1 pseudogene is annotated in these 1,560 nt (G+C 68.1%); it reads right to left on the bottom strand.

The features are described 5' to 3' along the window. Positions 1-1,457, bottom strand: a pseudogene (locus tag AAHZ94_RS33855) (NF041680 family putative transposase); the annotation flags it as partial. Between the last annotated feature and the right edge of the window lie 103 nt (positions 1,458-1,560).

Raw genomic sequence — 1,560 nt, 5'->3', positions numbered from 1 at the left:
CGCGGACGTGGGTCCGTTGACTTCTTCGTTCGTCGTTTCGTGGAGCTTGGTTTGCCGACTGTGTGAACGTCGTGGCGTGGGGTGGGTTGGGTGTTTTTGCTTCCGGGTGGTCGGCCTGGTCCGGGGTGGGAGGCTTTCGGTGCTCGGGCTGGGCAGTCGGCCTTCGGGTGGAGGTGTCGAAAGTCGCGGCGGACCCTGGCGGGAGTGAGCCTGTCGGGCGAGGCCGGTTTTTCCCATGGCCGCCGGAGGTCGGCTGCCAGCGGGCGGGCGAGCCGGAGCTGGGTGAAGACCGCGAGGATCAGCCAGGTCCAGCGGTCGGCGGCTTCGGGGGTGCGAATCCTCGGGCAGGTCCAGCCGAGTGTCTGCTTGAAGAGGCGGAAGGTGTGCTCGATGTCGAAGCGCCGCAGGAATGCCTGCCAGAGCATGTCGACGTCGGACTCACAGGCGCCGGTGCCCGACCACCACAGCCAGACCGGCTTTGGCGTGGCGCCGCTGGACAGGTGCTCGACTTGCAGGCGGATCACGGTGCCCTCGATGACCGGCAGTGCACCGAGCTGGGATGTCCAGGCCGAACGATGGGTCAGCCGAGGATGAAGTCGGTCCCAGGCCCGGGCAGTGGCCGTCCCGTAGAGACGGGTTGTGGTCACCGTCTGCGCGTCGGGTGTGCCCCAGGTGGCCGGGTCGCCGAACACGAACTCGCCGCCATGACGGGGTGGCCGACCCCGGACACCAGGCTCACGCGACGGGGCCGCACGCCGCAGGACGCGGTCTGAGCGCATCCGGCCCAGCACCTGCACTGGGGGAGATCCTTCAGAAGGAAGGCCAGAGGGGGAACGTCATAGCCGGCGTCCACGACGATCAAGATCTCCGGGTCGCCGTCCGTCCACTGCCCGGCATCGATCAGCCGCTCGACGAGCTCGCGCATCTGCCGGGCCGTGACGGTGGCGGCGTCATCGCCAGGTGCCAAACGCAGCGCGTCGAGCGGCGCGGTCCAGGAACTGCGGCCCGTCTCAAGTGCGCAGATCACCGAATACGGCCAGCCGGGAACGGGAATGTGCTGGTCCTTGCCCCGCCCGTAGGTGTGGCACAGGATCCGCTGCGGTGAGGTGTGAGTGCTGGGCCGCAGCCAGCAGGTGAGGTCGGCGGCCAGGACCAGCCGGCCGTCCGCCGCCCGTGGCAGGGGCACCGCGGGCAGGGCTCGTCGGAGCCGGGCGACATCGACCTGGCCCGCAGACAGGGCATCGTAGAGTCCGCCGTGCCCGCGACGGTGTTCACCGACCAGCGACAGTTCCACCAGCGACCGGACCGGACCGGATCGGACCGTCGGCGCACAACACCGCGTCCGCGAGTTCGAACAGCGCGTCCGCACGCCTGGTCAGACAGGAGTAGAACTCACCCCGGAAGCGTGACAGCCCCGCAAACGGATCCTGCCGGACAGCATGATGCGACAAACTCATCCCCACGGCCTTCGTGTTGAGCGTTGTGTGTTCCTTGGTCGGATCACATGCTCAACCGAAGGCCGCCTGTACGTACGGCAGTTACCAATCCGAGTGATCAAGT

The sequence above is a fragment of the Streptomyces sp. HSW2009 genome (assembly GCF_040240285.1).
In the GTDB taxonomy this organism is placed as follows: Bacteria; Actinomycetota; Actinomycetes; order Streptomycetales; family Streptomycetaceae; genus Streptomyces.
The sequence above is the reverse complement of the archived record's forward strand: the minus strand, read 5'-3'. Positions and strand labels throughout refer to the sequence as shown.